General features: G+C 73.5%; 20 protein-coding genes. 3 read left to right on the forward strand and 17 right to left on the reverse strand.

What is annotated here, in order from left to right; translation table 11 throughout:
- Positions 1-63: 63 nt before the first annotated feature.
- The 6 genes from C9F11_RS16345 to C9F11_RS16370 form a co-directional block, all read right to left on the reverse strand.
- Positions 64-2,367, reverse strand: a complete 2,304-nt coding sequence (locus C9F11_RS16345) for a molybdopterin cofactor-binding domain-containing protein (protein ID WP_249401759.1) — start codon at positions 2,365-2,367, stop codon at positions 64-66.
- Positions 2,364-4,499, reverse strand: a complete 2,136-nt coding sequence (locus C9F11_RS16350; RefSeq protein ID WP_249401760.1) for a 2Fe-2S iron-sulfur cluster-binding protein — start codon at positions 4,497-4,499, stop codon at positions 2,364-2,366. Before C9F11_RS16350 ends, C9F11_RS16345 begins: the two co-directional genes overlap by 4 nt.
- Entirely contained in the window at positions 4,496-5,398 is a 903-nt protein-coding gene (locus C9F11_RS16355) for an FAD binding domain-containing protein (RefSeq protein ID WP_138959988.1), read from the reverse strand. The genes C9F11_RS16350 and C9F11_RS16355 overlap by 4 nt, the downstream gene beginning before the upstream one ends.
- A gap of 297 nt (positions 5,399-5,695) precedes the next feature.
- Complete coding sequence (locus tag C9F11_RS16360) at positions 5,696-7,333, reverse strand: beta-N-acetylhexosaminidase (protein WP_138959989.1); 1,638 nt, start codon at positions 7,331-7,333, stop codon at positions 5,696-5,698.
- Between the two features lie 235 nt (positions 7,334-7,568).
- Positions 7,569-7,868, reverse strand: coding sequence for a DUF3039 domain-containing protein (locus C9F11_RS16365; protein ID WP_037825937.1), 300 nt, complete (start codon positions 7,866-7,868; stop codon positions 7,569-7,571).
- Positions 7,855-9,051: an MFS transporter gene (locus C9F11_RS16370; RefSeq protein ID WP_138959990.1), complete on the reverse strand. Its 1,197-nt coding sequence runs from the start codon at positions 9,049-9,051 to the stop codon at positions 7,855-7,857. The genes C9F11_RS16365 and C9F11_RS16370 overlap by 14 nt, the downstream gene beginning before the upstream one ends.
- Positions 9,052-9,159: 108 nt before the next feature.
- Between C9F11_RS16370 and C9F11_RS16375 the strand changes: the two genes are divergently transcribed.
- The gene (locus tag C9F11_RS16375; protein WP_138959991.1) at positions 9,160-10,032 is read left to right on the forward strand and encodes a LysR family transcriptional regulator; all 873 of its coding nucleotides are present in this window, start codon (positions 9,160-9,162) and stop codon (positions 10,030-10,032) included.
- A 74-nt stretch (positions 10,033-10,106) separates the two neighbouring features.
- Here the strand turns inward: C9F11_RS16375 and C9F11_RS16380 are convergent, their stop codons facing one another.
- A complete protein-coding gene (locus tag C9F11_RS16380) occupies positions 10,107-10,703 on the reverse strand; it encodes a YqgE/AlgH family protein (protein ID WP_172384443.1) in 597 nt (198 codons plus the stop codon).
- A 252-nt stretch (positions 10,704-10,955) separates the two neighbouring features.
- Between C9F11_RS16380 and murA the strand changes: the two genes are divergently transcribed.
- Positions 10,956-12,305 (forward strand): UDP-N-acetylglucosamine 1-carboxyvinyltransferase, encoded by a 1,350-nt coding sequence (gene murA, locus C9F11_RS16385; RefSeq protein WP_138959993.1) that lies wholly within the window; start codon positions 10,956-10,958, stop codon positions 12,303-12,305.
- Between the two features lie 93 nt (positions 12,306-12,398).
- Here murA and C9F11_RS16390 read toward each other — a convergent pair whose 3' ends face one another.
- The 6 genes from C9F11_RS16390 to C9F11_RS16415 form a co-directional block, all read right to left on the reverse strand.
- Entirely contained in the window at positions 12,399-12,680 is a 282-nt protein-coding gene (locus tag C9F11_RS16390; protein WP_016645140.1) for an HU family DNA-binding protein, read from the reverse strand.
- A 401-nt stretch (positions 12,681-13,081) separates the two neighbouring features.
- Positions 13,082-14,503, reverse strand: coding sequence for an NAD-dependent malic enzyme (locus C9F11_RS16395; RefSeq protein ID WP_138959994.1), 1,422 nt, complete (start codon positions 14,501-14,503; stop codon positions 13,082-13,084).
- 335 nt (positions 14,504-14,838) lie between these two features.
- A complete protein-coding gene (locus tag C9F11_RS16400) occupies positions 14,839-17,193 on the reverse strand; it encodes a UvrD-helicase domain-containing protein (protein WP_171075750.1) in 2,355 nt (784 codons plus the stop codon).
- A gap of 153 nt (positions 17,194-17,346) precedes the next feature.
- Positions 17,347-18,279: a zf-HC2 domain-containing protein gene (locus C9F11_RS16405; RefSeq protein WP_138959996.1), complete on the reverse strand. Its 933-nt coding sequence runs from the start codon at positions 18,277-18,279 to the stop codon at positions 17,347-17,349.
- On the reverse strand, positions 18,276-18,845 hold the full coding sequence (locus tag C9F11_RS16410) for a sigma-70 family RNA polymerase sigma factor (protein WP_138959997.1): 570 nt from the start codon (positions 18,843-18,845) through the stop codon (positions 18,276-18,278). The genes C9F11_RS16405 and C9F11_RS16410 overlap by 4 nt, the downstream gene beginning before the upstream one ends.
- Positions 18,846-19,004: 159 nt before the next feature.
- A complete protein-coding gene (locus C9F11_RS16415) occupies positions 19,005-19,700 on the reverse strand; it encodes a CGNR zinc finger domain-containing protein (RefSeq protein ID WP_138959998.1) in 696 nt (231 codons plus the stop codon).
- 249 nt (positions 19,701-19,949) lie between these two features.
- Here C9F11_RS16415 and C9F11_RS16420 point away from each other — a divergent pair, with 249 nt between their 5' ends.
- Entirely contained in the window at positions 19,950-20,531 is a 582-nt protein-coding gene (locus tag C9F11_RS16420) for an anthrone oxygenase family protein (protein WP_138959999.1), read from the forward strand.
- On the opposite strand, the gene C9F11_RS16425 is transcribed toward C9F11_RS16420, so the two are convergent.
- From C9F11_RS16425 to C9F11_RS16440, 4 genes are all read right to left on the reverse strand, one after another.
- Complete coding sequence (locus tag C9F11_RS16425) at positions 20,483-21,622, reverse strand: uroporphyrinogen-III synthase (RefSeq protein ID WP_138960000.1); 1,140 nt, start codon at positions 21,620-21,622, stop codon at positions 20,483-20,485. The two genes, C9F11_RS16420 and C9F11_RS16425, sit on opposite strands and share 49 nt — an antisense overlap.
- Positions 21,623-21,797: 175 nt before the next feature.
- Entirely contained in the window at positions 21,798-23,144 is a 1,347-nt protein-coding gene (locus C9F11_RS16430; RefSeq protein ID WP_138960001.1) for a nitrate/nitrite transporter, read from the reverse strand.
- 194 nt (positions 23,145-23,338) lie between these two features.
- Positions 23,339-24,379 (reverse strand): hypothetical protein, encoded by a 1,041-nt coding sequence (locus tag C9F11_RS16435; protein WP_171075751.1) that lies wholly within the window; start codon positions 24,377-24,379, stop codon positions 23,339-23,341.
- Positions 24,370-25,029, reverse strand: a complete 660-nt coding sequence (locus tag C9F11_RS16440) for a hypothetical protein (RefSeq protein WP_249401761.1) — start codon at positions 25,027-25,029, stop codon at positions 24,370-24,372. The genes C9F11_RS16435 and C9F11_RS16440 overlap by 10 nt, the downstream gene beginning before the upstream one ends.
- Positions 25,030-25,067: the final 38 nt, after the last annotated feature.

Genomic DNA, 25,067 nt, shown 5'->3' on the forward strand with positions numbered 1-25,067 from the left:
TCCGGTGAGCGGAACGTCTTCCGGTGGACGGAACGCGTTCCCTTCCGGTGGGCGGAACGCGGCTCAGGCCAGCTCCGCCCCCACCGCGGCCTGCGGCCGGATCGGCAGCCGGTTCACGGGGCGGCCCGTCGCCGCCCGCACCGCCGACGCGATCGCGGCCGGGGAGGTGACCACCGGCACCGCGCTGGCCGCCTTCGCGCCGAAGGGGGCGACGACGTCGCGCTCCTCGACGAGCTTGACGATGCGGATGTCCGGCGCGTCCAGGGCGGTCGGCAGGGCGTAGCCCGTCAGGTCGGGGTGGCGGACGATGCCGCGCGGGGTGCGGAGGTTCTCCGTGAGCGCCGCGCCCAGGCCCTGGGTGACGCCCGCCTCGATGCGGACCCGCAGCTGCGCGGGGTTGAGGACCCGGCCGACGTCCTGGGCGACCGCCAGCTCCACGACCCGTACCGAGCCGATCTCGATGTCCACGTCCACGACCGCGCGGATCGCGCAGAAGGCCATGCCCACGAAGGCGTCGCCCTGCCCGTCGGCGTCGAGCGGCTCGGTGGGGTGCGGACGGCACTGGGCCGTGGCCCACAGCTCCTTGCCCTCCATCGCCTCCTCCACGGTCGTGGAGAGGACGCCGTCGTACGAGGTGATCTTGCCGTCGGCGATCTGGAGCAGCTCGGTGGACATGCCGAACTTGTGCGCCAGGGGCTGGAGGAGCTGGGTGCGGACCATCTTCGCGGCCCGCTCCACCGCGCCGCCCGACACCCAGGTGTGGCGGCCGTGGCAGCTCGGGCCCGACGGGGGCTGGTCGGTGTCCACGGGGGCCACGCGCACGTCGTCGATGCCCAGGGTCTCCTGGACGATCTGGCGGGCGAGCGTCGCGAAGCCCTGGCCGGTCTCGACGGCCGCGCAGATGACCGTCGCCACGCCGTCGTGGACCTTCACCGTGGCCGTGGAGACCTCGTCGGCGCCCTCGGCGCCGAGGAGCTGGACCATGCCGAGGCCGTAGCCGACGCCGCGCCGCACGGCGGCCGGTTCGCCCGCGCCCTCGGGGCCGCCGGGCAGCAGCCACTCCTCCTGCGGGGTGTCCTTCGGCAGCTCCGGCAGCGGGAAGTCCCGTACGGCCGTGAGCAGTTCGGCCGTCGGGGCCGGGCAGGTCACGGTCTGTCCCGTGGGCAGGACGTCGCCGGTCGCCATCGCGTTGCGCAGCCGCACCTCGGCCGGGTCGACGCCCAGCTTCTTGGCGAGCTTGTCCATCTGCGCCTCGTACGCCGCGCAGACCTGGAAGGCGCCCTCGCCGCGCACGTGTCCGGAGGGCGGGTTGTTCGTCCGCACCACCCAGCCCTCGATGAAGGCGTTCGGGACGACGTACGGGCCGCAGGCGAAGGAGACGGCGGCGGCGAGCACCTGCGCCGAGGTGTCCGCGTACGCGCCCCCGTCGAGCAGGATCTGCGCCTCCACCTTCACCAACTTGCCCTCCGCGTCCGCGTGGTGGCGGTAGCGCAGCAGCGTGGGGTGGCGGTGGGCGTGGCCGAGGAAGGACTCCTCGCGCGTCGCGGTGAGCTTGACGGGGCAGCCCGTCTTCAGGGCGAGCAGGCCGAGCGGCAGCTGGAAGCCCGGGTCCTCGCGGTCGGCGGTGGCGCCGGGCACGCCCGTGACGACGACCTTCACCAGGTCCGGCGCCAGGCCGTAGACGGCGGCCGCGCGGTCGCGGTCGCCGTGCGGGTCCGTCGAGGCGACGTACAGCTCGACACCGCCGTCCGGGCGCGGCACCGCGAGCCCCGCCTCCGCGCCGATCGGCGCGGGGTCCTGGCGGCCGATGCGGTACAGGCCCTCGACGACGACCTCGCCGGTCGCCTCCGGGTCGCCGTGGCGCAGCGGGATGTGCCGGATCAGATTGCCGTCCGGGTGCAGCGGCGGCGCCTCGAAGGCCTGCTCGGGGTCGGTGACCGGGTCGAGGGCCTCGTACTCGACGATGATCGCGGCGGCGGCCATGCGGGCGGTGTCCGGGTGGTCGGCGGCGACGGCGGCGATGGGCTCGCCGTGGTGGCGCACGACGTCGGCGGCGAAGACCGGGCGGTCGGCGCTCCACCGGCCGTGCAGGGCCGCGCCCGGCACGTCCTCGTGCGTGACGACCGCGCGGACGCCCGGCAGCTCGCGCGCGTGGGTGGTGTCGATGGACACCACGCGCGCGTGGGCGTGCGGGGAGCGCAGGACGGCCGCCCACAGCAGGCCCTCGGCCCACAGGTCGGAGGCGTAGGGGAAGGTGCCCTCCGTCTTGGCCCTGATGTCCGCCGACGGCAGCGAGGAGCCGATGCCGCGCGGCAGTTGCTCGGCCCCTCCGGGGGTGGTGACGGCTTCGTCGGTCACGCCGGTCACGCCTGCTCTCCGTCCTGCCCGTACGGGCCCGCCTGGTGCGGGATGCGCGTCTGCCCGGCGGCCTGCCCGTCCTGCTCCTGCTCGGCGGCGCCCTTGGCCGCGCGCTCGGCGACGACGTCGCGCACCGCGTCGAGCACGCCGCGGTAGCCCGAGCAGCGGCACAGGTTGCCGCACAGGGCGCGGCGGGCCTCCAGGTCGCTGGGCGCGGGGTTGCCCTCCAGGAGGTCGTGCAGCGTCATGGCCATGCCCGGGACGCAGAAGCCGCACTGCACGGCGCCGCAGTTGGCGAGGGCCCGCTGGACGTCGGAGGGCTGCCCGTCGGCGGCGAGGCCCTCGACGGTGCGCACCTCGCTGCTCGCCGTGGTGGCGGCGGGCACCAGGCAGGAGGCCACGAGGCGGCCGTCCACCTGGACGTTGCAGGCCCCGCACTCGCCCTGCGAGCAGCCGTCCTTGGCGCCCGCGAGGCCGAGCCGCTCGCGCAGCACGTACAGGAGCGACTCGCCGATCCAGGCGTCGGTGACGGGCCGGTCGGCGCCGTTGACGCGCAGGACGTAGGAGACGAGGGGGTGTTCGTCGTGGTGGGGCCGCGGCTCGGCCGGGGCTTCCGGCCGCACGGGCGCCGCCTCGGCCGCCGCCTCCTGTACGTCGGCCACCGCGTCGGGCCCGGCCTCGGCCGGTGGGGCCGCGTCCGCCTCGATCGCGGGGGCGGGCTCCGGGGCGGTTTCCGAGGCGGGCTCCGGGTGGGGCACCGGGGCGGGTTCGCCCGCGAGCCCGGCTTCCGGCGCGGGCGCGGGCCCTTGCTCCGGCGCGGGCGCGGACGCCTCCGGCGCGGGCTCCTCCGACACGGGGGCCGGCTCGGGCGCGGGCGCCAGCTCGGGCTCCGGCTCCGGCGCGGCTTCCGGCGCGGGGGCCGGGGCCTCGGCCTCGGGCTCCTCCGGAGCGGCGACCGGCTCCTCCGGAACGGCGGGCTCCACCAGGGCCGGGGCTTCCGGGAGTTCGACCGGGGCCGGGACCTCGGCCGCCACGGGGGCGGGCTCGGGCTCGGGTTCCTGGGCGACCGGCGGCTCCGGCTCGGCGGTGACGGGCTCCGGCGCGCTCACGAGCTGCGGCTCCGGCGCCACGAAGGGCTCCGGCTCCGGCGCGACCAGCGGCTGGGGCTCCGCCGCCTCCTCCGGTACGCCGCCCCTGGGGCCGAGCGAGCCATCGGGACGCCGCTCGACGACGAACAGCTTGGCGGTCCGCTCGAAGGGGGTCTCCTCGACGGCGGGCGGCTCCACGGGGGGCTGCTCGCCCTGAGGCTGCTCGACCGGGGGCGACCCCAGCGGGGGCTGCCCCACCGGTGGCTGCTCCAGCGGTGGCTGCTCCAGCGGTGGCTGCTCCAGCGGTGGCTGCTCCAGCGGTGGCTGCTCGGCGAAGGGCTGCTCGGCGAAGGCCTCCGGCGCTTGCGGAACCATCGGCTCCGGCATCGCCGCGAGCGCCGACGCCCAGGGCGCGGGCGCACCCCCGGGCAGCGTCGCGGGCGGCGTACCACCCCACTGCTGCGCGAGGGACGAGGTGGTGAACTCGCCCGATTCGTCCGGAAGATCACCATCCGCTACGGGGATGGACCACTGCCCGGTCACGTCGTGCGCGGCGGGCGCGGGCGCGTGCGGATGCCCCGGAGCGGGCTGCTCCTGCGGCACCGCGTCCGGGAAGGTCCACTGGCCGGTGGCACGCGGGTCGTAGGCGTCCTGGACGTGCTGCTCGTACGAACCGTGCGGACCGTGCGGCTCATGCGCACCGTGCGGCTCGTGGCCCGGCCCGTCGTACGCCTCGTGGACCGGAAGGCCGGGCTGCCCGGCGGGGTCAGGCCAGTTCGCGACCGGGGCGTCGACGGGCGCGGGCGCGACCCCGGTGATCTCCGGGGGCAGCACCCACACGCCCGTGGCGGCGGGGTCGGTGGCGTCGGCGGCGGTCGGCGCGACCGTTATCTGCGGCGGCACATAGCCGTGCCCGGGGGCGGCGAGCGGCGTGCTCACCGCGTCGACAGCGCCCTCCGGGAGCTGGACGAACGCCGTGGCGTCGGCGTCGTACTCGCCCTGCGGGTGCGGCTGCCAGCCGCCGCCCGCCCCGTTCCTCTGAGCGTCGGTCACGACAGCGCCCTCCCCAGTGCTCGTCGGGCCAGCGCGGCGACGGTGCGCCGCAGATGCAGTACGGCGGGCGGGTGCGGCCGCTCGCTGCCGTCCTCGGCGGGCGGCTGGTCCGGGATGCACGCCGCGGCCACGTAGTCACCGAACGCCGCGAGGGCCTCCGGCACGAGCCCGCGCTCGCCGTCCCAGTCGATGAGCCCGGCCACCCACTGCTCCGCCTCCAGGGGGCGTAGGGGCATGGGCGCGATCGCCCCCACCGCGCATCGCACGCCCCGGCGCGCGGGGTCGAGGACCAGCGCGACGGACGCGATGGCGCGGCCGGGTCCGGTGCGCCCCGTGGCCTTCAGGAAGACCTGGGGGGCGTGCAGGAGCGGTACGCGGACAAATCCGATGAGTTCGCCGGGCTGGAGCATCTCCATGCCCGCGAGCAGGTGCGAGACCGGGACCTCGCGGCGGGAGCCGCCGGGGCCCACGATGATCAACACGGCTTCGAGCGCGGCGAGTACGGGCAGCGAGTCGCCGGTCGGCGCGGCGGAGGCGATGTTGCCGCCGAGGGTGCCCGCGTTGCGGATCGGCGGGGGTCCGGCGGCGCGCGCGGCCGCGGCGAGCGCCGGGATGAGCGCCGCGAAGTCCGGGCGTCCCATGCGCGCGTGCGTGAGCCCGGCGCCGAGCAGGGCGTGCCCGTCCTGGTACTGCCAGCCGCGGATCTCGCTGATGCGGCCGAGGCCGACGAGCGCGGCGGGGCGCAGCAGGCCGGCGTTGACCGACGACATCAGGTCCGTGCCGCCCGCGACGGGCACGGCTGCGGGCACGGCGGCGAGCGCCGCGACGGCCTCGTCGAGCGTGGCGGGCAGCGACACAGACTGCGCCCCCTGCGCCGCCCGCGGTGCGTGCGTGGTCAAAACCGGCTGCCCCTTCCCGATGGCCCGGCCACTTGCGTGCCGCGCTCACCGTTACGCCTGTTCCGCCGTACGGTACGTGCTCACAACCCGGACGTGGCAACTCTGGCACATCTTCACCGGGCCCCGGCGCGGGGGTCCGCTAGGAGACGTTCGTCCGCAGACCTGGGGGATATGCCGTTTTCGCACTCCCTCGCCGGTCGGCGGGAATTGCCACTCTTCGGTGAGCCTTGTACGGCTTTCTCCTGGCGGCCCACAGTCGCAGGGCGGGCCGCCAGGAGCACGTGCGCGGGGCGGACCTCACACGATTGGGGGCGCCCCCTCGATCGGGCGTCCGAACACGCCGGGACGCTGCTGCCAGGGCAGCGGGCCGCCCGGCGGGCGGTAGGACACCCCGAGGGCGTCAAGTCGCGCGTAGTGGGCCGTCATTCGCTCCTCGAAGGCCGCGAAGTCGCGCTCGGCGGGCGCGGGCAGCTCGCTCCAGGCGACCTCGGAGAGCGCCGCGAGCCTGGGGAAGACCTGGTAGTCCACGCGGTCTTCGTTCTCCATGACCTCGGTCCACACGTTGGCCTGGGTGCCGAGCACGTGCCGGGCCTCCTCGGCGGTGAGCTTGTCCGGCACCGGCTCGAAGCGGTAGACGTCCTCCAGGGTGCGCACCCAGCCGATGGGCACCGGCTCGTCCGCGCCGCCGTGCTGACGGTGGTCCAGATACACGTGCTGCTCGGGACACATGACGACGTCGTGGCCCGCCTTGGCCGCCGCGATGCCGCCGCTGTACCCGCGCCAGGAGGACACGGCCGCGCCCTCCGCGAGCCCGCCCTCCAGGATCTCGTCCCAGCCGATGAGCCGACGCCCGCGCGCGGCCAGCCACTTGTCGAAGTGCTGGATGAACCAGCTCTGCAGCTCGTCCTCGTTGCTGACCCCCAGCCGCTCGATCTGCTCCTGCGCGACCTGGGAGTCCTTCCACTGCTCCTTGGGGCACTCGTCGCCGCCGACGTGGATGAACGTCGACGGGAACAGCTCCAGGACCTCCTCGAAGACCCCTTCGTAGAAGCGGAGGGTGTCCTCGGTGGGCGCGAGCACGTTCGGCGTGACGCCCCAGTTGTCCCAGACGGACAGCGCGTTCGTGTCGATGACGTCGGCGTTGCCGAGTTCCGGATAGGCGGCGATGGCGGCCTGCGAGTGGCCCGGAACCTCGATCTCCGGTACGACGGTGATGTGCCGGGCCGTGGCGTACGCGACGATCTCGCGGATGTCCTCCTGGCTGTAGAAGCCGCCGTGCGGGGTCTCGTTCCACAAGTCCGACTGGCGGTGGCCCCACTTGGTGCGCGAGCGCCACGCGCCCACCTCGGTGAGCCGGGGGTAGCGCTTGATCTCCAGGCGCCAGCCCTGGTCGTCGGTGAGGTGGAAGTGGAAGACGTTCAGCTTGTGCGCGGCGAGGAGGTCCAGATAGCGCAGGACCCCTTCCTTGGACATGAAGTGCCGCGACACGTCGAGCATCATGCCGCGCCAGCCGAACCGGGGGGCGTCCTCGACGACGCCCTCGGGGACGGTGAGCGTGCCCTGCGTGGCGACCGGGGCCCGGCGGAACGCCTCCGGGCCGAGCAGTTGGCGCAGCGTCTGGGCGCCCCAGAAGACACCGGCCGAGCCGCCGCCGACGATCTCGACGCGGTCGGAGGTGACGGTGAGGCGGTACGCCTCGGGCGCCCGCGCCCCGCCCTCGTCGTCGACGCGCAGCACGATGGTGCCGGGCGCCGTCTCCGCGCCCGGCGCGAGCGGGAGGTGGAACGTGCCGCCCAGCGTCGCGCGCAGCCAGCGTTCGGTGGTCTCGGTGCCCGGGCCCGCCCAGAGCGCGGTCGACCCGTCGACGGTGAAGCCGGTGCCGCCCGGTGTGCCCTCGGCGCGTGCGGGCGCGGGGATCAGTTGCTCGAAGCTCATGGGGAGGAGGCTGCCACGGCATTGCGCGGGGCAAAAGAGCCTTTGCGGCATATGCAACGGAGTCTGGCCCCTGGGCCTTGAACAGCCATCGGCGCTGCGCGCCTCGTCCTCAAACGCCGGACGGGCTCGAGCGTCTCACCGGACGTGCCGCTGCCCGGATCCGGACATGCGCGGGCCCCCGCCGCGCCGTCGGACGCTGCGGGGGCCCGCGGTGGTCGGCCGGGTCGGCGGGTGGCTACTTCTTGCCGCCGTCCTTGCCGCCCTTGTCCTTGTCGCCGCCGGCGCCCATGGACTCGTAGATCTCCTTGCACATGGGACAGACGGGGTACTTCTTCGGGTCGCGGCCGGGGACCCACACCTTGCCGCAGAGCGCCACGACGGGGGTCCCGTCGAGCGCGCTCGCCATGATCTTGTCCTTCTGGACGTAGTGCGCATAGCGCTCGTGGTCGCCGTCACCGTGCGACACCTGGGGCGTCGGCTCTACGAGGGTCCCCGTACCTGCCCCGCGCTCGGGCTCGGGCTCAAGAGTGCTCATAGGTGCCAAGGGTACTCACGCCCGGCGCGTCCTGGCAGCGGCTGTCGGCTCCGCGGGCGCGACGCCCCGTCACCAGGTGCAGGGCGAGGCCGAGGGCCGCGACCCCGGCCGCCGCCCACGGCAGCGCGCCCGCGTCCAGGCCCGCCGACAGGGCGAGTCCCGCGACGCCGGAGCCCACCGCGCTGCCCAGGTAGAGGGCGGAGTTGTTGAGGGCGAGGGCCACCGTGCCGCGCTCGGCGCTCAGCGCCAACAGGCGGTGCTGCTGCGGCACCTGGAAGGCCCAGCCCGCCGCGCCCCAGACCACGAGGGCGGGGAAGGCCGCCGCCCCGAGGAGCGGAAGCGAGGCTTCCGAGACGACCAGGAGCGCGGTCACGCCCGTCACGAGGGCGAGCACCCGGCCCGTGCGGTCCACGAGCGGCCCCGCGAGCACGCTGCCGAGCACGCCGCCGATCCCCCACGCCCACAGGTACGGGGCCACCTCGCCCTCGCCGACGCCGCCCACCGCGTCCAGGACCGGGGCGAGGTACGTGTACAGGCCGAGGCTCGACACGGCCCCCAGGAAGGACACGCCCACGACGGGAAGGACGGCCCGGTCGGCGAGCGCCCCGAGCCGCGCCCGCACCGGCACGGCGGGCGGCGCGGGGATCTCGGGCAGGCCCAGCGCGAGGCCCGCGAGGGCGACCGCGCCGAGCCCCGTCACCAGCCACATGGTCGAGCGCCACGAGGTGTGGTCGGCGAGCAGCACCCCCAGCGGCACGCCGAGCACGGTGCCCGAGCTCATCCCGCCCATCACCAGGGCGAGCGCCCGGCCCCGCCGCTCCGGTCCGGCGAGCGCGGCGGCGGCCGCCGTGGACAGCGCCGAGTACACCCCGGCGCCCACGCCCGCCACGGCACGGGCGACGAGCAGCACCGCGAGGCCGGGCGCGAGCGCGGTCAGGGCGTTGCCCACCGTGAACACGGCGAGCGCCGCGATGAGCAGCACGCGCGGCCGGGCGCCCGCGAACAGGCCCGCGACGAGCGGCGCGCTCACCGCGTACGCCAGTGTGAAGACGGTGACCATCTGCCCGGCGAGGGACACGGTCGTGTCCAGGTCGTCCGCGACCACGGGCAGGAGGCCCGCCATCACATACGCGTCGAGCCCCAATGTGAAGGCCCCCAGCATCAACAGCCAGATCTTCCGCACGGGTCACCAGCTCCCTTCGTTCCCGCTCACGTCGTCGTCGACGGAAACGTAGGCAGTCTCCGGTTCGGCGGGGAAATGCCCGCCGGGGTGCGTTTATGCTCAGGAAGCATGGATCCCAAGGCGCCCGAGGACCCCCTGGACACCGTGGAGCTGCGGCATCTGCGCGGCTTCCTCGCCGTCGCCGACGAGCTGAGCTTCACGCACGCCGCGGCGGCGCTCGGCATCGGACAGCCCGCGCTCACCCGGACCGTGCGGGCCCTCGAAGAGGCCGTCGGCACCCGGCTGCTCGACCGCACCACCCGGCACGTGGAGCTCACCGAGGCCGGGCGGTGCCTGCGCGACGAGCTCGCGCCGCTGCTCACGCGCCTCGACGGGGCCCTGCGCGCCCCGGGTGCCGCGCGGCCGGCCCTCCGGCTCGGCTTCACCTCGATGCTCCCGGAGGCCTGCGGGCCGCTCACCACCGCGTTCAAGGCGGCGACCGGGGCGGTAGTGCGCCTGGTGCGGCGCGACGAGCCCCTGGCGGGGCTCACCTCGGGCGCCTGCGACGTGGCGGTCGTCCGCGGGGACCTGCCGCCCGGGGCCGAGGTCCGCGGCCGGGTGCTGCTGCGCGAGCCGCGCGTCGCCGCCGTGGCCCGCGGCTCCGGGGCCCTCGCGGGCCGCCGCGTCCTCGACTGGGCGGAGCTCGCCGCGCACCCGCTCGTCGTGAACACCGTCACCGGCACCACGCGCCCCGAGCTGTGGCCCGCGGACCGCCGCCCCCGGCTCGCCTGCACCGCCGACAACTTCGACGAGTGGCTGGAGGCCGTCGCCGCGGGCCACGGCATCGGGGTCGCCCCGGAGCCGGTCGCCCGCCGCCACTCCCACCCGGGCCTGCGCTATCTGCGCCTGAAGAACGCGCCCCCGGTCACCGTCCACCTGGCCGTGCCGGCCCGCGACCCGCATCCGCTCGCCGAGCGGTACCTGCGCACGGCGACCGGCTGACCGCACCCCGGCCCCGCGCCTTCGCGCCTTCGGGGCGTTGCGCCTTCGGGGCGTCGCGCCTTCGGACCGCCGCGTCAGTTCAGCGACGGGTCGTCCGGATACGTCGCCACCATCGCGAGCTCGCTGCGCTGGCGCCGCAGCACGGAGCGCCACAGCCGCTCCGGGTCGGGCGAGGAGACGTCGCCCGGCTCGGACTCGACCACGTACCACGCGCCCTCGACCAGCTCGTCCTCCAGCTGGCCCGGACCCCAGCCCGCGTACCCCGCGAAGATCCGCAGGGAGCCGAGCGCGGCGGCCAGGAGCTCCGGCGGGGCCTCCAGGTCGACCAGGCCGATCGCGCCGTGCACCCGCCGGAAGCCGATGGGGTCGTCGCGGGACGGGCGGCGCCGGGAGCGCACGGCCCCCTCGTCGCCGGGGATCACCGCGACGCCGAGCGCCGAGTCCAGGGAGACCGGGCCGCCCTGGAAGACGACGCCGGGCGCGCCCGCGAGCTCGCCCCAGCCCTCCAGGATGTCGCCGACGCCCACCGGGGTCGGGCGGTTGAGGACCACGCCCAGCGAGCCCTCCTCGTCGTGGTCGAGGAGCAGCACCACCGCACGGTCGAAATTGGGGTCCGACAGGGCCGGCGTGGCCACGAGCAGCCGCCCTGTGAGCGAGGACACCTCGGTCATGCCAGACATGATCCCGCATCCGGGGCTCGTCCGGGGAGGCAATGGCCTGACGGAAGTGCACCCAGTTCAGGGCGTACGCGGGCGGTTCGGACGGCGCGCGGGGAAGGTGACCCTGAGCGTCCGGTTCCGTACGGTTCGTGTTGTAGCCGACTCATGACGTGCCTGGGCCCCCTCGGGCCTACGGACGGGGGGCGGGCGGCCATTACGCTTTCCCTTTGATCCCCCCGTCCACCTCTTCGGAACGCGAGATTCATGACCGTCACCGGCACCCAAGACGTACTGCTTGTCCACGGCGGAACCCCGCTGGAGGGTGAGATCCGTGTCCGCGGCGCGAAGAACCTCGTGCCCAAGGCCATGGTCGCCGCGCTGCTCGGCAGCGCTCCGAGCCGTCTGCGCAACGTTCCCGACATCCGCGACGTCCGTGTCGTACGCGGTCTGCTGCAACTGCACGGCGTGACGGTCCGCCCCGGTGAGGAGCCGGGCGAGCTGGTGCTCGACCCCTCGCATGTGGAAAGTGCGAACGTCGCCGACATCGACGCGCACGCGGGTTCCTCGCGGATTCCGATCCTGTTCTGCGGCCCGCTCCTGCACCGCCTCGGTCACGCGTTCATCCCGGGCCTCGGCGGCTGCGACATCGGCGGCCGCCCCATCGACTTCCACTTCGAGGTGCTCCGCCAGTTCGGCGCGACCATCGAGAAGCGCGAGGGCGGCCAGTACCTGGAAGCGCCGCAGCGCCTGCGCGGCACCAAGATCCGGCTGCCGTACCCCTCCGTGGGCGCCACCGAGCAGGTGCTGCTCACGGCCGTGCTCGCCGAGGGTGTGACGGAGCTCTCCAACGCCGCGGTGGAGCCGGAGATCGAGGACCTGATCTGCGTCCTGCAGAAAATGGGCGCGATCATCGCCATGGACACCGACCGGACCATACGGATCACCGGTGTGGACAGCCTCGGCGGCTACAACCACCACGCCCTCTCGGACCGCCTGGAGGCCGCCTCCTGGGCTTCCGCGGCCCTGGCGACCGAAGGCAACATCTACGTCCGCGGCGCCCAGCAGCGCTCGATGATGACCTTCCTGAACACGTACCGGAAGGTCGGCGGCGCCTTCGAGATCGACGACGAGGGCATCCGCTTCTGGCACCCCGGCGGCCAGCTGAAGTCCATCGCCCTGGAGACGGACGTCCACCCCGGCTTCCAGACCGACTGGCAGCAGCCGCTCGTCGTCGCCCTGACGCAGGCGACGGGCCTGTCCATCGTCCACGAGACGGTGTACGAGTCCCGCCTCGGCTTCACCTCGGCGCTGAACCAGATGGGCGCCCACATCCAGCTCTACCGCGAGTGCCTCGGCGGCTCCGACTGCCGCTTCGGCCAGCGCAACTTCCTGCACTCCGCGGTCGTCAGCGGCCCCACCAAGCTGCAGGGCGCCGACCTGGTCATTCCCGACCTGCGCGGCGGCTTCTCGTATCTGATCGCGGCCCTTGCCGCCCAGGGCACGTCCCGGGTGCACGGCATCGACCTGATCAACCGCGGCTACGAGAACTTCATGGACAAGCTCGTGTCGCTCGGCGCGAAGGTCGAGCTGCCCGGCGAGCCCGCGCTGGGCTAGCGAGGCGCACAGCACCACGCCGAAGGGGCGGCCACCTGAACCAGGTGGCCGCCCCTTCTGCGTACCGAATGAGCCTCAGGGCTGCAGACGGACTTACTTGCCCTTGGCGGCTTCCTTGAGCTTGCTGCCCGCGGAGACCTTGACGCTGTAACCGGCCGGGATGTTGATCGGCTCGCCGGTCTGCGGGTTGCGGGCGGTGCGAGCGGCACGGTGGGTGCGCTCGAAGGTCAGGAAGCCGGGGATGGTGACCTTCTCGTCGCCCTTGGCAACGATCTCGCCGACGGTCTCGGCGAACGCGGCCAGCACGGCGTCGGCGTCCTTGCGGGTCACCTCGGCGCGGTCGGCCAGCGCGGCCACCAGCTCACTGCGGTTCATGTTTGTACTCCCGTGTTCTTCTTGCCGTTGAGGCGTGCCACGCGGCGGAGCCGCATGTGAGGCAACAGCGAAGCCGATGCTGCCAGGGTCTCGGTCAGTCCCAGGACCCGGGTCCGTGGTCAGACCCTCGCGCCCAGAGACGCATCCTGCCCCCACCTGCGGCGGGAAAGCCAATCCGGCACCCCTGGGAGTCACACGAAAAGCGCCCATTTCGTCTAGGTGCCTCGAAATGGTGACGCTCCGTCCGCTCCCGGTGCCGTGCCGCAGGCCGTGCGGGCCTGGTCAGGGCGGCGCGGACCCGCAGGACCGCGCCCAGCCACCCTAGAGGCCCGCTGAGGGCGGTGTTCCACGACGCGCCGTGCCGACGCGCCGTGGCACCTGTCACAGGCCGCGGGAGCGGCTCAGCCCGCCGCGCTCGCGCCCGCGGCCTTGGCCGCGGTGCGCACCGCCCCGGCGACGGCTCCGGCGACCTTGTCGTTGAAGACGCTCGGGATGATGTAGTTCGGGTTGAGCTCGTCCTCGGTCACCACGTCCGCGAGGGCGGTGGCCGCGGCCAGCATCATCTCGGTGTTGACCGTGCGCGACTGGGCGTCGAGCAGGCCGCGGAAGACGCCGGGGAAGACCAGGACGTTGTTGATCTGGTTCGGGAAGTCCGAGCGGCCCGTGGCCACGACCGCGGCCGTCTGGCGGGCGATGGCCGGGTCGACCTCCGGGTCCGGGTTCGCGAGCGCGAACACGATGGCGCCGTCGGCCATGGCCGCGACGTCCTCGCCGCCGAGCACGTTCGGCGCCGAGACGCCGATGAAGACGTCGGCGCCGCGCACAGCCTCCTTGAGGCTGCCGGTGACGCCCTCGGGGTTGGTGTTGTCGGCGATCCAGCGCAGCGGCGAGTCGGCCGCGGCGTCCACCAGGTCCGCGCGGTCGGCGTGCACGACGCCGTGGATGTCGGCGACGACGGCGTGCTTGACGCCCGCGGCGAGCAGCAGCTTCAGGATGGCCGTACCGGCCGCGCCGGCGCCGGACATGACGACGCGTACGTCACCGATGCTCTTGCCGACCACGCGCAGGGCGTTGGTCAGCGCGGCGAGCACGACGATCGCGGTGCCGTGCTGGTCGTCGTGGAAGACGGGGATGTCGAGGGCCTCGCGGAGCCGGGCCTCGATCTCGAAGCAGCGGGGCGCGGAGATGTCCTCCAGGTTGATGCCCGCGAAGCCCGGGGCGATGGCCTTGACGATCTCGACGATCGCGTCGGAGTCCTGGGTGTCCAGGCAGATCGGCCAGGCGTCGATGCCCGCGAAGCGCTTGAAGAGGGCGGCCTTGCCCTCCATGACGGGCAGTGCGGCCTTGGGGCCGATGTTGCCGAGGCCGAGGACGGCCGAGCCGTCCGTGACGACCGCGACGGAGTTGCGCTTGATGGTGAGGCGGCGGGCGTCCTCGGGGTTCTCGGCGATCGCCATGCACACGCGGGCCACGCCCGGGGTGTAGACCATGGAGAGGTCGTCGCGGTTGCGGATGGGGTGCTTGGACGCCATCTCGATCTTGCCGCCGAGGTGCATCAGGAACGTACGGTCGGAGACCTTCCCGAGCGTGACGCCCTCGATGCCGCGCAGCTTCTCGACGATCTCGTCGGCGTGCGCGGTGGACGTCGCGGCGATCGTGACGTCGATGCGCAGCTTCTCGTGGCCGGACGCCGTGACGTCGAGGCCGGTGACGGAGCCGCCGGAGGACTCCACGGCCGTGGTGAGCTGGGAGACCGCGGTTCCGCTCGCGGGCACCTCCAGCCTGACCGTCATCGAGTAGGAGACGCTGGGCGCCGTTGCCATGGCGGACTTCCTCTGCTTTCACCTTGTAGCTGTTGCCGTCCGATGGTCGCACCTACCCCTGAGTACGTGGTAGCCGCCCCGGATTGAGAACGTTTTGTTCACATGTATTTTGGAAAACAGTTTCCACCATACGAGAAGTGCGGGGAAACGAAAAGAGGTCCACGTCACCGGGTGACGTGGACCTCTCCTACGCGAAGTGACACCGACCCGCCATGCTCGCCTCGCGGCAAGTGGTCGCTCGTAGCGACGAAGGTTGGGCCCGGGGGCTTGGATCGAGCCGGTGTCACATCAACGGTAACAAACGAATCCCGTAAGGCAATTCCCGTAGCAGGGGGTCATTCCCTGAGCAGGTCCGGCACGCCGTCCGCGTCCGGCTCGTCGCGCTCGCCCGACAGGACCGTGAGCTGCTGGGTGGCACGGGTCAGCGCGACGTACAGGACGCGCAGGCCCGCCGGGGACTCGTCGGCGATCTCCGCGGGCGACACGACGACCGTCGCGTCGTACTCCAGGCCCTTGGCCTCCAGGCTGCCCAGCGCCACGACGCGCTCGCCGAGCCCGGCCAGCCAGCGGGCCGCCTGGTCGCGGCGGTGCATGGCGACGACGACGCCCACGGTCCCCTCGACCTCGTCGAGCAGCCGGGCCGCCTCCTCGCGCACGGACCGGCCGAGGTCCTTGCCCCGTACGACGGCGAAGCGCGGCTCGACACCCGTGGAGCGGACGGCGGACGGGGACTCGGAGCCGGGCATGGCCAGGGCCAGGACCTTGGCGGCGAGATCGGCGATCTCGGCGGGGTTGCGGTAGTTGACGGTCAGCGTGAAGCGGCGGCGCGGGCGGGTGCCGAGCGCCTCGTCGCGCGCCGCCGCCGCCTCGTCCGGGTCGGACCAGGAGGACTGCGCCGGGTCGCCCACGACCGTCCAGGTCGCGTGGCGCCCGCGGCGGCCCACCATGCGCCACTGCATGGGGGTGAGGTCCTGGGCCTCGTCGACGATGACGTGCGCGTACTCGGTGCGCTCGGCGGCGAGCCGCTCGGCCCGCTCGCGCTGGGACTCCTCGCGCACCGGCATCAGCTCGTCGAGGCCGGTGAGCTGGTCCAGCGGGTCGAGGTCGCGCTTCTTCTTCGGCCGCGCGGGGGTGCCGAGGATCGCCTGGAGCTCGTCCAGGAGCGCGATGTCGTGCACCGAGCAGGTCTCGCGACGCAGGGAGCGGGCCAGCTTGCGGACCTCGCCCGGGTTGAGCACCCGGCGCGCCCAGCGCCCGAGGCGCTTCTCGTCGGCCATCGCGCGCAGCACGCCGCGCGGGGTGAGGACGGGCCACCACGCGTCCAGGAACGCGATGAAGGCGTCCTCGGTGGTGATGTCCTCGTCGAACGACGAGCGGAGCTCGGCGGCGAGTTCGGGGTCGCTGTGCCGGCCGGCCGCGCCGGACTTGTCCCAGAGGGCGTCCAGGAGGAGCTTGCGGGCCCGGGGGCGCAGCAGGTTGACGGGGGCGGTGCCGCCGAGCGCGATGCGTCTGACGCGGGCGAGTTCCCCGGCGTCGAGCTCCAGGCGCCTGTTGAACGCCACGACGCGCAGTCGGGTGGGGGTGCCGGGCGCGGCCGGGGCGGCGGAGCCGGGGGCGGCCGGGGCGGGGAACAGGGCGTCCTCGTCGTCGGCGGGGGCCTCCGGCGGGGCGGGCGGGGTCTCCAGGGCGCCCCTGGCCGCCTTGCGGAGGACCTTCAGCATCCGGGACGAGCCCTTGACGCGGGCCACCGCCGGGCTGTCGTAGACCGTGGCGTCGACGCCGTCGACGAGGGAGCCGACCGCGCGGATGGCGACCTGGCCCTCCTCGCCCAGGGACGGCAGGACGCCCTCCGTGTAGGCGACGAGGAGGGGCGTCGGGGAGACGATGAGGATGCCGCCCGAGTAGCGGCGGCGGTCCTGGTAGAGCAGGTACGCGGCACGGTGCAGCGCGACCGCCGTCTTGCCGGTGCCCGGGCCGCCCTCCACGTACGTCACGGACGCGGCGGGCGCGCGGATGACCTGGTCCTGCTCGGCCTGGATGGACGCCACGATGTCGCGCATGGTGTGGCTGCGGGCCTGCCCGAGCGCGGCCATGAGCGCGCCGTCGCCGACGACGGCCAGCGCCTCGCCGTCCAGGTACGCCGTCAGCTCGGGGCGCATCAGGTCGTCCTCGACGCCGAGCACCTTGCGGCCCTTGGAGCGGATGACGCGGCGGCGCACGACCCGCCCCGGGTCCACCGGGGTGGAGCGGTAGAAGGGGGCGGCGGCGGGCGCGCGCCAGTCGATGACCAGCGGCGAGTAGTCCGCGTCGAGGACGCCGATGCGGCCGATGTGCAGGGTCTCGGCGATGTCGGCGCACGGCCCCGACGCGTCCTGGCGGACCACGCCCTCGGCGGGTTCGACCGCCGTGTAGGCGCCGTCCGGGCCCTTCTTGCCGTCCTTGCCGAGGAGCAGGTCGATGCGGCCGAAGAGGAAGTCCTCGAACTCGTTGTTGAGGCGGTTGAGATGGATGCCCGCGCGGAAGACCTGCGCGTCACGCTCGGCGAGCGCGCCCGGCGTACCGACCTGGGAACGCTGGGCGGCGTCGTTCATCAGGAACTCGGCCTCGTGGATCTTCTCCTCCAGGCGGCGGTAGACCTGGTCGAGGTGTTCCTGTTCGACGCTGATCTCGCGGTCGCGTACGTCGGCCACCGGGGCCCCTTTCAAGACGTGCTGCTGCTCGTGTTGAGCAGCCGTCCACCGTACGCGAAAGGGGCCCCGCTTGTGCAGTCTCGTGCGCCGTCCGACGCCGGGCCGTGACCCGGGGCGTCGCTGGTCAGGGCGGTGGCGGGGGCCTTCGGGGCCTCAGACGTCCACCGCCACGAGGCGTTCGCCGCCGAACGTGGTGACCTCGAAGCGGTCGATGTCGTCGCGGTCGAAGGCCGCGCCGCCGTGCACGTACAGCGGGTTGCGGGCCCACTTGTTCGAGCTGTCCTTGATGCCGTAGCCCCACTTGGGGACCGACCAGGACGAGACGGTCTCGCGCTCGCCGTCCTTGCCGACGGCGACGAGGGAGCACTTGAGCGGGCCCTTGACGTTCTTCAGCTCCAGGACCGTGTGGGTGCCCCAGGCCTTCTTCTCGGTGCCGACCGTGGCGGTGACCTTGGTCTTCGGATCGGTGGCGGACTTCTTCTCCTCCATGTGGTGGAAGAAGGCGTCCTCGGCGGGCGAGGTCGGGTGCGGGTCGATCGCCACCTTCCCCTTCGAGCCGTCGTCGCCGTCCACCGCGACGACCGCGAGCGGCCCGCCGATGATCAGCGCGGCCGCCGCCGCGGCCAGGAACAGACCGCGCCTGCGCCGCCGCGCGCGCCGCTCCGCGACCTCGTCCACGAGGCGTTCGGCCAGGCGCGGGCCCGGCCGGGCGGCGAGCTGCTCGCCGACGGCGGGCCGTGCGCGCGGGCGGGGCACGGCCGCGTCCGGGCCTTCGGGCGCGCCGAGCGGCCCGTGGGCCCCGTGCGTCCCGTCCGCGCCGGGCGCGCCGGGCGTCCCGGGGAGGTCCGCCGACCCGTGCGCTCCGGGGAGGTCCGCCAGGGCGGCCAGCATCGGCTCCATGCCGGCGAACTCCTCCAGCTGCCGGGCGCAGATCTCGCAGCCCGCCAGGTGCGCCTCGAACTCGGTGGCCTCCGCGTCGTCCAGGATGCCGAGGGCGTAGGCGCCGACGGTCTCGTGCACCGCCTCGGGACCCTGCGGGCCGTGGCCCCCTCGGTCAGGGCCGTGTGCGTCGTACGGCGTACTCATGCCGTCACCCCCCGCTCCTCCAGAGCCAGCTTCATCGAGCGCAGCGCGTAGAAGACCCGCGAGCGCACCGTCCCACTGGGTATGCCCAGCGTCTCGGCCGCCTCATTGACCGTACGCCCTTTGAAGTAGGTCTCGACAAGTACCTCCCGGTGCGCGGGAGTCAGGTCCTCCAGCGCGTCCGACAGCGTCATCAGCCACAGCGCCTTATCGATCTCGTCCTCCGCGGGGATGACCTCCAGCGGCGACGGGTCGACCTCCTGCGGCCGGGCCTGCCGGCTGCGGTGGCCGTCGATGACGATGCGGCGTGCGACCGTCACCAGCCAGGGGCGTACCGAACCGGTCGCACGGTTGAGCTGACCGGCGTTCTTCCAGGCACGGATGAGCGTCTCCTGCACGACATCCTCGGCGCGCTGCCGGTCTCCCGCCACCAGCCGGAGCACATAGGCGAGAAGCGGACCGGCGTGCTCGCGGTACAGCGCGCGCATCAACTCCTCGTCCGGCTCCGGCGCGGGCGCCGCACGATGTCGGTGCGGGCGTTCATCGGCCACGGCGGAATCCTTGCGCACGTCTGCCTCCGCTGTCCGCTGTTCGTCCCGGCTGCCCGGCTCGGCTTCGCTGGCTGGTCACCATGGACGTACGGACGGGACGGAGGGTGCGTTCAGACGGTGGCGGGGATTTCTCCCGCGGCCTTCGCCCGCGCGGCCCTCTCGGCCGCGCCGCGCCGCTCACGCGCGCGAGAGGCCCGCCGCCCGCCTGCGGTGCCGGGCCACCCGCTCCCGGTTGCCGCACACCTCGCTGGAGCACCAGCGGCGGCGGTGCCCCCGTGACGTGTCGAGGTAGACCAGCGGGCAGCTGTCGCCCTCGCACCGGCGCAGCAGCGAGCGCGCCACCGGGTCGGTGAGCAGTTCGACGGCGTCCCGGGCGACGGCCGCGAGCAGCGCGGCGCGCCCCGGGGTGCCGTGCAGGGCGCGGACGAGGCTGCCGTCGGCGTGCCGCACGGCGCACGGCGCGGGCGGGGCCACGGCGGTCAGCGCGTTCACCCGGGCGAGGGCGGTGTCGGCGGGCCGTCCCGCCAGCTCGCCGCCGACCAACCGGCCGATGTGGCCGCGCAGTTCGCGGAACCCGGCGAGCCAGGCCCGGTCGGCGTCCGGCAGCGGCGTGCCCGGCGGGAGCAGGCCCGCCCCGGCCAGCCAGGCGCACAGCCGGTCCACGTCGTCGAGCCGCTCCACGGGGTGGTTCGTCGCGAGGAGGTCGAGGCAGATCCGTCCGGAGTCGAACCGCAGCTCGCCGTACGCGACCTTGTGCGGGGGTTTGTGCGGGGGTTTGTACGGAGCCTGGTACGTCGCCTTGTCCGGAGGCTGGTACGGAGCCTTGTCCGGGGGCTTGTGCGGGGCCTCCTGGGGGGCCGCACTCAACGCCATGCGGGTGTCACCGCCTCGCGGTCGCCGGTGAGTTCGGGGGCCGTTCCGGTACGCGCCGACGTGCGCGCGCGTGCCGTCCGTACGCCCGTACTCCTACAGTGCCCGTCCCGGGGCGGCTCTGGAACCCCTGCCACCGCGAGCGGACACCCTCGTGGCAAGACGGGCGCACCGGCGGCGCGAGACGCGCGCTTATGCCGGTGCGCTCGTCGGCCATGGCCCCGACGGCGGCGCACGGCTTGACTCGACGGCATGACGAACAACGGCACACCCCGTACCGACCGGCCCACCAGCGGCGTCGCCCTGGGCGCGGCAGCCCTCACCACGGGCCTGATGGCCGGATCCTTCTACGTCTTCGCGTGCGCGGTGATGCCCGGCCTCGCGCGCAGCTCGGACCGCGCGTACATCGAAGTCATGCAGCACATCAACGACGTCATCCAGAACCCGGTGTTCTTCTTCGGCTTCTTCGGGGCGCTGCTGAGCACCGGGCTCGCCGCGTGGCGGCTGCGGCGCACGCCGCTGCGGTGGTGGGTGTTCGGCGCCCTGGCCGCGTACGCGCTCGCCTTCGTGCTCACCGCCGTGGTGAACGTGCCCCTGAACGACGACCTCGCGGCGGCGGGCGACCCGGCGCGGATCGCCGACCCGGCCGCCGTGCGCGCGGACTTCGAGGACCCGTGGGTGGCGTGGAACATCGTCCGGGCGGCCCTGTGCACGCTCGCGTTCGGCCTGCTCGGCCGGGCGCTCGTGCTGCGCGGCAGGCTCCTGGGCGCGCGGGGCCGGGTCCCTCAGGGCCCGTACTTGGACCCGGCGGCCGGGTCGAGCGCGAGCCGGTAGCCCCGCTTGACGACGGTCTGGATGAGCTGGGGCACGCCGAGCGCCGTGCGCAGCCGGGCCATCGCGGTCTCGACGGCGTGCTCGTCGCGGCCCGCGCCGGGCAGCGCCCGCAGCAGTTCGGCGCGTGCGACCACCCACCCGGGCCGCCGCGCGAGCGAGCGCAGCAGCGCCATCCCCGCGGGCGGCACGGCCCGCAGCTCGCCGTCCACGAGGACCGCGTGCCCGCGGATCTCCACGCGGTGCCCGGCGACCGGCACCGCCCTGGCCCGCGCGGGCAGTTCCTGGCACAGCAGCTGGACGAGCGGGCCGATCCTGAACCGTTCCGGCTGCACGGTGTCCACGCCCAGGCCCTGGAGCGGCAGCGCGGTCACCGGGCCCACGCAGGCCGCGAGCACGTCGTGCGCCAGGGCGGCGCGCAGCTCCCCCGCCATCCCCCGGTCCTCGGCCCGCGCGAGCAGCGAGGCGGCGGCGGGCGCGCTGGTGAACGTGAGCGCGTCGACGCCGTGCGCCACGGCCGCGTCGAGCAGCCGGTCCACGGGCGCGAGGTCGGTCGGCGGCAGCCACCGGTACACCGGTACGAGGACGACGTCCGCTCCCCCGGCCCGCAGCGCCTCCACGAACCCGGGCAGCGGCTCGCCGTGCAGCTGGAGCGCGACGCGCCGCCCCGCGACGCCCTCGGCGAGCAGCCGGTCGAGGACCTCCGCCATCGACTCCGACGACGGCGACCAGTGCTCGACGAGCCCCGCCGCCCGCACGGCGCCCTTCACCTTCGGCCCGCGCGCGAGGAGTTCGACCCCGCGCAGCCGCGCGAGGAGCGCCTCGCCGTGGCCCCAGCCGTCGGCGGCCTCCACCCACCCGCGGAAGCCGATGGCGGTGGTGGCGACGACGACGTCCGGCGCGTGGTCGATCAGCTCCTTGGTGGCGGCGAGCAGCCGTCCGTCGTCGGACAGCGGCAGGATGCGGAGCGCGGGCGCGTGCAGCACGGTGGCGCCGCGGCGCTGGAGCAGCGCGCCGAGCTCGTCGGCGCGGCGGGCGGCGGTGACGCCGACGGTGAACCCGGCGAGGGGGCCGTGGTCGTGGATCACGTTCATGTCTGGCGTCCCGCTCGTCGTAGTGGCCGGTAGTGCCCGGTAGTGGCCCGTAGCGACCCGGTAGTGGCCCGTCTTCCCGCCGCCCTGCCGTGGCCGTCTGCGCGGGTCCACGGGCCGTCGAGCCTGCCAACGCCCGGTGACGGGCCCGGATCACCCCGATGTCCGCCGTGTTACGTCACACCTCGGCGTACGACGGCCTCGGCTCGGCGCCCGCACCGGCCACGGACCGCGTACGGGCCGCGGACCCGCGCAGGTACACGGCCCAGGTGACCCCGAAACACAGGGCGTAGAAGGCGAGGAAGGAGACGTAGGCCCCGGTCCCCGAGCCGACGCTCAGGAACGACTGCCGGAAGGCGAGGTTGATCCCGAGCCCGCCGAGCGCGCCGACGGCCCCGATGAGCCCCATGGCGGCGCCCGAGAGCCGCCGCCCGTACCGGTCCGCTTCGTCCCCGGTGAGCCCCTCGCGCAGGGCCCTGGCCTGGAAGATGCCCGGGATCATCTTGTACGTGGAGCCGTTGCCGAGGCCGCTGAGCACGAAGAGCACCACGAACGCGCCGGTGAAGAGCCCGAGCGAGCCCCGCTCGGAGGCCAGGACGACGACGCCGGTGGCCGCCGCCATGGCGACGAAGGTCCCCAGCGTGATCCGCGCCCCGCCGTAGCGGTCGGCGAGCCGCCCGCCCACGGGCCGGACGAGCGAGCCGAGCAGCGGCCCGACGAAGGTGAGCTGCGCGGCCTCCAGCGGGGTGCGCCCGAACTGGGTCTGGAGCACGAGGCCGAAGGCGAAGCCGTAGCCGATGAACGACCCGAAGGTCCCCACGTACAGGAACGCCATGATCCAGGTGTGCGGGTCGCGCGCGGCCTCCCGCGCGGCCCCCGTGTCGTTGCGCACGGAGGCGATGTTGTCCATGAACAGCGCGGCGCAGACGGCGGAGACGACGACCAGCGGGATGTAGACGCCGAGCAGCAGCCGCGGCCCGCCACCGGCTCCGATGACGGCGAGCGCGGCCAGCTGCACCACGGGCACGCCGATGTTGCCGCCGCCCGCGTTGAGCCCGAGGGCCCAGCCCTTCTCGCGCAGCGGGAAGAAGGAGTTGATGTTCGTCATGGAGGAGGCGAAGTTCCCGCCGCCGATGCCGGTGAGCAGCGCGCACGCCATGAACGTGCCGTACGAGGTGCCGGGCTCCATGACGACGAACGCGGCCACGGTGGGCACCAGCAGCAGGCCCGCCGCGACGACCGTCCAGTTCCGTCCCCCGAACCGGGCCACGGCGAAGGTGTACGGCACCCGCACGACGGCGCCCACCAGCGTCGCCATCGACACGAGGGCGAACTTCCCCGCCGGGTCGATGCCGTACTCCGGCCCCATGAACAGCACGAGCACCGACCACAGGGTCCACACCGAGAACCCCACGTGCTCCGACAGCACCGAGAACGCCAGGTTCCGCCGGGCGACCCGCTCCCCCTCCCGCGCCCAGAACCCCACGTCCTCCGGTTCCCACCGCGCGATCCACCTACTCCTCATGCCCAGCCTCCCCGGCCGACGACGGTGCCCCCGAAGGTAGGGACAACGCGTTTCAGCCCTGTGCCGACGCATGACCACGGGGGAACGTTGGGCTCACTACGGGGGGTGGGGGGTGGTGAGGGCGTCTGCGCGGCCGCTGCCCCTCACCGGAGCCGAGGCCGCCCGCGCTTCCGTCGGCCTCCGGCTCCCGCCCGTCAGCGGTTCACGGACTGGATCTCCTTGACCACGACGTCCTGATCCGCACCGAACTCGCCGTCCGGCAGGTCGTCGCCCTTCTCCGTGGTGCTCGTCCAGCTGATCTTCCAGGTGACCGTGGCCTTCAGGCCGTACGTACCGTCTCCCGAGGACCGCAGGTACTTCACGCCGCACGGCGGCGTCTCCTCGCTCCCGCCCCTCGCCCAGGGCTCACCGATCCGCCCCTTCACCACGGGGCACTCCCCCGAGACGGGGTAGGTCTCGGCGTCCTTCGTCCCGGGCTCGATCCGCAACGAGACCGGCTTCGCCGTCGTCGTAGCCGAAAGCCCCGTCCCCGGCAGACTCGCCGTGACGGAGACCTCCTTGAACCTCGCCCTGTCCAACCAGACCCAGGTCGGCAGATTCACTTTGGTCTCGCCCTTGGGCGCCATGGTGACCTCGGTTCCGGGGATGGGGAGTTCGTCGTAGGCGTACTCCGCGAGAATCCTCGGGGTGACGGCGAGAGGCTCGTCGGGGGTCTCCTTCTCGTCCACCCAGAAGGGCGGCTTGTTGCAGGAGTTCACCTTCGGATCGTCGAGGCGGTTCTCGTTCTTCACCGCCGCCCAGAACATCCCCTTGCCCTGCTTGTCCAGGTTGTAGTCCTTGTACTCGCCGTCCTTGTAGCGCTTGTCCAGAGCGTCTCCGAGAACGCCCCCGATGCCTCCGATGAACGGCAGGGAGTCCAGGCTGCGCAGCGCCTTCACGGTGGACTCCAACTGCTTCGGCGAGAAGGCGGGCTCGTACCAGCAGGCGGGCGGCGTCCAGTTGCTGTCGGCAGGAGTGAGCGTGCCGCTCTTCGGCGAACGCGAACTGCCGTTGGTCGTCGTCTGGATCTTCGTCCGAGCAAAGATGGTGCCGCCGTTCTTGCCACCCTTGCCACTGCCCTCGATCGGCTTGCCGCCGCCCTTGCCACCGCTCGCGTAAGCGCTGCCGGGCACCACCACGGCCAGCGCGAGCACCGGCACGAGCGCGCACCGAATCACCAGCCGGTTCACAGGCATTGCTTCGCCGCCTCGATGGACGTGACCGAAGTCGTCTGCCAGACCCCTTCGGCGTTCCTCTCCAACCTCGTGTTGAAGAACGCGTAATCCTTGCCCGAGGCCGGGATCGACTTGTCCACCTTCTTGGACTTGCGATCCAGGGGATACGTCTTGCTCGAGTCCATGCAATAGGTCACCGCGGCGGTTCCCTTCTTGAGGATGGTGACGTTTCGCTGGTAATAGCGCGTCGTGCCGACGAACGACCTGCCCTCGTCATAGAAGCTCTTGATGTACGTGGCCGCCGACACCAGGGCATCCCCCGCCGAGTAGAACTTCAGCGCCGGGTGCTCCTTGGCGTTGACCGTGATCGCCTCATCGAGGGAGTCGATGCGCCGCTCGCTGTCCGCGAGGATCGCGTCCTTCTTTGCGTCGCCCGTCCGTCCGCCCTCGAAGACGTTCTCGACGTCCTTGGGCAGCTCGATCCGCGGTCGCTCTATCGCGTCGGCCGATGCCTTCGGGGACGGTGTGGCGGTCGGGCTGCTGCTGTTGCCGGCGCCCTCGATCTTGTCGTCGTTCTTGGAGCCGCCGTCTCCGCCGCCGCAGGCGGAGAGTGACAGGACTGCGGCAGCGGTCAGAGACGCGGCAGCGAGCAGTGTGGGTCGGCGGTTCACAGTAGCTCCCATGGGACGTGGGTTCACTTGAGTGAACC

Source organism: Streptomyces sp. YIM 121038 (assembly GCF_006088715.1).
Lineage (GTDB): Bacteria > Actinomycetota > Actinomycetes > Streptomycetales > Streptomycetaceae > Streptomyces.

Bases quoted from the DNA above. Each gene is read 5' to 3' on its own strand.
- C9F11_RS16405 (WP_138959996.1), bottom strand. From the start codon at position 18,279: ATGAGTACGCCGTACGACGCACACGGCCCTGACCGAGGGGGCCACGGC.
- C9F11_RS16380 (WP_172384443.1), bottom strand. From the start codon at position 10,703: ATGACCGAGGTGTCCTCGCTCACAGGGCGGCTGCTCGTGGCCACGCCG.
- C9F11_RS16365 (WP_037825937.1), bottom strand. From the start codon at position 7,868: ATGAGCACTCTTGAGCCCGAGCCCGAGCGCGGGGCAGGTACGGGGACC.
- C9F11_RS16420 (WP_138959999.1), top strand. From the start codon at position 19,950: ATGACGAACAACGGCACACCCCGTACCGACCGGCCCACCAGCGGCGTC.
- C9F11_RS16435 (WP_171075751.1), bottom strand. From the start codon at position 24,379: ATGCCTGTGAACCGGCTGGTGATTCGGTGCGCGCTCGTGCCGGTGCTC.
- C9F11_RS16430 (WP_138960001.1), bottom strand. From the start codon at position 23,144: ATGAGGAGTAGGTGGATCGCGCGGTGGGAACCGGAGGACGTGGGGTTC.
- C9F11_RS16415 (WP_138959998.1), bottom strand. From the start codon at position 19,700: ATGGCGTTGAGTGCGGCCCCCCAGGAGGCCCCGCACAAGCCCCCGGAC.
- murA (WP_138959993.1), top strand. From the start codon at position 10,956: ATGACCGTCACCGGCACCCAAGACGTACTGCTTGTCCACGGCGGAACC.
- C9F11_RS16395 (WP_138959994.1), bottom strand. From the start codon at position 14,503: ATGGCAACGGCGCCCAGCGTCTCCTACTCGATGACGGTCAGGCTGGAG.
- C9F11_RS16390 (WP_016645140.1), bottom strand. From the start codon at position 12,680: ATGAACCGCAGTGAGCTGGTGGCCGCGCTGGCCGACCGCGCCGAGGTG.
- C9F11_RS16360 (WP_138959989.1), bottom strand. From the start codon at position 7,333: ATGAGCTTCGAGCAACTGATCCCCGCGCCCGCACGCGCCGAGGGCACA.
- C9F11_RS16425 (WP_138960000.1), bottom strand. From the start codon at position 21,622: ATGAACGTGATCCACGACCACGGCCCCCTCGCCGGGTTCACCGTCGGC.
- C9F11_RS16375 (WP_138959991.1), top strand. From the start codon at position 9,160: ATGGATCCCAAGGCGCCCGAGGACCCCCTGGACACCGTGGAGCTGCGG.